This window comes from Suilimivivens sp. (assembly GCF_037359455.1).
Taxonomy (GTDB): domain Bacteria; phylum Bacillota; class Clostridia; order Lachnospirales; family Lachnospiraceae; genus Suilimivivens; species Suilimivivens aceti.
In genome coordinates this window covers 1-4244 of record NZ_JAXXXI010000031.1, presented here as the reverse complement: position 1 = coordinate 4244, position 4244 = coordinate 1, and the positions used below count along the sequence as shown (strand labels likewise).

At 42.6% G+C, this 4244-nt stretch carries 4 protein-coding genes; 1 reads left to right on the top strand and 3 read right to left on the bottom strand.

Going from position 1 to position 4244, the window contains the following annotated elements:
• A partial coding sequence (locus WJQ40_RS04485) for a flagellin (RefSeq protein WP_337538134.1) occupies window positions 1-1337 on the top strand: 1337 nt, incomplete at its 5' end.
• 305 nt (window positions 1338-1642) lie between these two features.
• Here WJQ40_RS04485 and WJQ40_RS04480 read toward each other — a convergent pair.
• From WJQ40_RS04480 to WJQ40_RS04470, 3 genes are all read right to left on the bottom strand, one after another.
• Window positions 1643-1885: a hypothetical protein gene (locus WJQ40_RS04480; protein WP_337538132.1), complete on the bottom strand. Its 243-nt coding sequence runs from the start codon at window positions 1883-1885 to the stop codon at window positions 1643-1645.
• A gap of 94 nt (window positions 1886-1979) precedes the next feature.
• Complete coding sequence (locus WJQ40_RS04475; protein ID WP_337538130.1) at window positions 1980-3143, bottom strand: hypothetical protein; 1164 nt, start codon at window positions 3141-3143, stop codon at window positions 1980-1982.
• Window positions 3144-3447: 304 nt separating this feature from the next.
• Complete coding sequence (locus WJQ40_RS04470; RefSeq protein WP_337538129.1) at window positions 3448-4023, bottom strand: tyrosine-type recombinase/integrase; 576 nt, start codon at window positions 4021-4023, stop codon at window positions 3448-3450.
• Window positions 4024-4244: the final 221 nt, after the last annotated feature.

Below are 4244 nucleotides of genomic sequence, written 5' to 3'. Positions count from 1 at the left end.
TGGTAGTACAACACAATTTAACAGCAATGAACTCTAACAGAATGTTAGGCGTAACCACAAAGACCCAGGCAAAGTCCACCGAGAAGCTTTCATCCGGTTACAAGATCAACCGTGCAGCAGATGATGCAGCAGGCCTTTCTATCAGTGAGAAGATGAGAAAGCAGATCAGAGGTCTGACACAGGCTTCCCTGAACGCACAGGATGGTATCAGTGCAGTACAGACCGCTGAAGGTGCTCTGACCGAAGTTCATGATATGCTGCAGAGAATGAATGAACTGGCAGTTAAGGCTTCTAATGGTACTAATAGCGAGGATGACAGACAGTATATTCAGGATGAAGTAGATCAGCTTGTAGAGGAAATCGACAGAGTATCTACAACTACCAAGTTCAATGAAACCTATCTGCTGAAGGGTGATAGTGCAACAAATGTTAATAAGACGTTGAAGGCTAAGTCAGCTGGATTTGAAGGAACTTGGGCAGGTCTTGGTACAGGAACAGCGACCTTTACAATGAAAGAGTTAAAGGCAGGAGATAAAGTTACAGTTGCAGGAACCAAGTATGGAGTCTCAGTAGCTGATGCAGCAGCAGCTTTAAAAGCGGCAAATGTTGACACTACAAAATTAAATAACGGTGATAAGATTGAAATCGATGGAACAACGTATGCTATTGCTGATGCAACTGATGCAGATAAGAAAACGCTTGCTAAAACTGACATAGCAGGAAAATTGACAGATGGTAAAATACATACTATTAATGGTAAGGAATATGCTGTTGGTAATGTGGAAGGATATAAGTCAGCAGACGACTTATACACTTTAGTTGGTAATGAAATTAAAAAAGCAAGTTCTATAGGAACCGATACAGCTGCAACTTTAACTAATACAAAGAATGTATTTACGGTGACTGAAGGAACAGTTGGAGTTAATAAGGCAGTTAGTCTTGATCTGCATGTAGGTGCTGATTCTTACACTTCCAACAAGATTTCTATGGATATTGATGCTATGAGTGCCAAGGGACTTGGAATCAATGGTATTCAGGTTGGTGGTGATGATGGACAAAATGGAACCTATGCAATTGATTCCATTAAGGATGCCATTCAGATGGTATCCACCCAGCGTTCCGCACTTGGTGCTATTCAGAACAGACTTGAGCACACCATCAACAACCTGGACAATGTAGTTGAGAACACCACCAGCGCTGAAAGCCAGATCCGTGATACAGATATGGCTACAGAGATGGTTAAGTACTCCAACAACAACATTCTGGCTCAGGCAGGTCAGGCTATGCTGGCACAGTCTAATCAGGCTAACCAGGGCGTACTTTCCTTATTACAGTAATTTCTGTAAGAGTAAAATTGCAAAGATAAGTTGTGAAGGAAAAGGCCGGTTTATCCGGTCTTTTCTTTATCTGGATATGAAATGAATACAGAAAGAGAAGCAACAAAAAATGCAACATTTTGTAATCAAATGTTGCATTCTTACGTTCACTAATAATATCGGCACTTGGGAAAATTACTTTATAGGAAAATTAAAATTTTTTGCAAACCATTTTGGACAGATAGCTAATTCTCCTTCGGATTCTTTTCTTTTTGCCTGTAAAATCTCGTTTATTTGATCAATATAACTTGTGTCAGCCAAAATCGTCATTGGATACCTGTCTGAACCTGTTCGACAAAGGAAGGATCACATTCCAAAAATCTGCAGATATTTTCACAGGAAACACCACCAGCCAACATATTGGAAATGATAGTCCTGATTTTAGCTTCACTGTTCTGCTTTTCCAGGAGAATCCCTTCGTGCTTTCCAATAAGAATCCCCTCGTGTTTTCCGATAAGAATCCCCTCATTCATTTTATCCGCCATTAATTCATCTAAAGCCTGGCACATATCAAATCCCTCCTGGTTTCCGTATATATTTCTGAAAGCTTCTTTGTTTTGAGGCAGGGCTGCATTGTCTGTCGTGGAAGGCAGAATATCGATATTACTGGATGCTTTTCCGTACCTGTTCGACCAGAGAAGGATCACATTCCAAAAACCTGCAGATATTTTCACAGGAAACACCACCAGCCAACATATTGGAAATGATAGTCCTGATCTTAGCTTCACTGTTCTGCTTCTCCAGAAGGATCCCTTCGTGTTTCCCCTCACGCTTTCCGATAAGAATCCCCTCGTGCTTTCCCTCACGCTTTCCGATAAGAATCCCTTCGTGTTTTCCCTCACGTTTTCCGATAAGAATCCCCTCATTCATTTTATCCGCCATTAATTCATCTAAAGCCTGGCACATATCAAATCCCTCCTGATTTCCGTATATATTTCTGAAAGCCTCTTTGTTTTGAAGCAGGGCTGCATTGTCTGTCATGACAGCAATGGCATCCCATGTGTCTTCGTTTAAATGGGAATAGAGTTTATCCCCCATAAGCTCGGTCAGCTTCTGCTTGTCCTTCCTACAGTTCATGGCACGAAAAAGCTGCCGGAGGTCTGTGTGAAATTCATCAAATCCACTATGCTCATTAACACAAAACAGATTGAGCGGATAGTCCCTGAACAGGAATCTCAGATAATTATCATTTGGATGGAATGCCATCATATCTGAAAGTGTCCGTGGTCCATCCCATGGATCTGTACCACTATAGAGACAAACAGTATAAACCGGCTGCAGCCGGTCCGTTTTCAAAATTCCGGACAGTTTTTCATGGCTCGTTGCAGCAGACACTGCGCCGGATGTGATGCTGGGTCCTTTTTGACGCCTGTCCATTAAATTCCATCTACGCTTCTTTGCTTTTAGCTGCCTGTGATATTCTGCGGCATCATACCCCATGCACCGCACCGGCATGCTGTAGTCAATGTAGCTCTGATTTTCGACAGCCAGTATCTGCAAGGCTGTACCTGAGCAGAGATACATTTTAACATCCCGGAAAAACTGTGTTTTCCTTTGGGACTGGCGTGAATTATGCCCCTTAGCATCTGCCCCTTTTGCAGCTTTCTTTTCCGGGGGAAAATTCTCAATGATATACATTTCAGAGGCATCCTGAAGCTCCTCTGCCCGAATAACCTGTTCACCCTGAAAACAGCAGCCATTGAAGAAATCTGCAAAGCGTTCTTTGTTTTGCAGGAACTCCCTCATACAAGTATCATATTTCCCCATAAAATACCTCCTTTGTGCGCAAAGGATCCTATGGGTTTGAAAATCCTCTGCTTATTCAATTACATGTTGGATTGAAAAGCATGGATTTTCTGATCTGTTAGAATGTCAGAGCATTTCCCGATGGAAAAGCATCTGATCAGGGAAAGGACTTGGCCCATGGTTTACAGAGTAGCTTTTTATTTTCACCTGTCTGTAAAAAGAAAACGTCTATGCTTTGATCTGAGTTTATCACAGAAACTTCCGAACCGCAATAAATGTTTTTCCGTTAACCTGTTACAGGAAAGGCAGAAAGCAGAGGGACTGATTACAGACGGATTTTTTCAAATACCTGATCCTTGTCATCCTGATCAATTCCAAGATACCGTTTTGTGATCTGATAGGAAGAATGGTTATAGATATCCATCAGCATGGCAGGGGGCACACTCTGCTTCCAGGCGTGATAGCCAAAGGTCTTGCGCAGGGAGTGGCAGCTGATATGCTCTGGCAGACCTGCATAGATGGCAGCTTTTTTGATTATGCGGTAGGCCTGGTAGCGGCTTAGGGGACTGCCTTTATACTTATGGCTTGGAAAAAGAGCATCATCTGGATCCAGGTTGGTAAGGTGGCACGCGGATAAAGCCTGCCGGACCTCCTGGTTTATATATATGGAAGTATTTTTCCCGGTTTTCCTCTCCGTAATTTCAATGTGCCTGTTAAAACAATGCTGCCGGAAATCCCATACATCTGCGATGTGGAGCCGGAGGATATCCGAAATTCGGAGGGCGGTATTAAGACCAAGGATAATAAGGGCATAATTGCGGCTGTCAGGTGAAACCTCCTGATAATATTTTTTAAATTGTTCCAGCTGTTTTACTGACTTGATCGGCTGTGTTGTACTCATAAAATCTTTTCTCCTTTCAGGCATGCTGCCAATGTCCATTCTCCGGACAGGACACGGATATTGCAAACAATTTACTGGAGCAATAATGCAACATTTGATTACAGAATGTTTCATTTAAAAAAAGGAAAGCAGGGAGGCTTGGCTGGAGGCTCCGGATCCATGGAGCAGCAAAGCAGGATACCAGCAGACAGGGAGGTTAAGGATGTTAAGACTGACAGTAA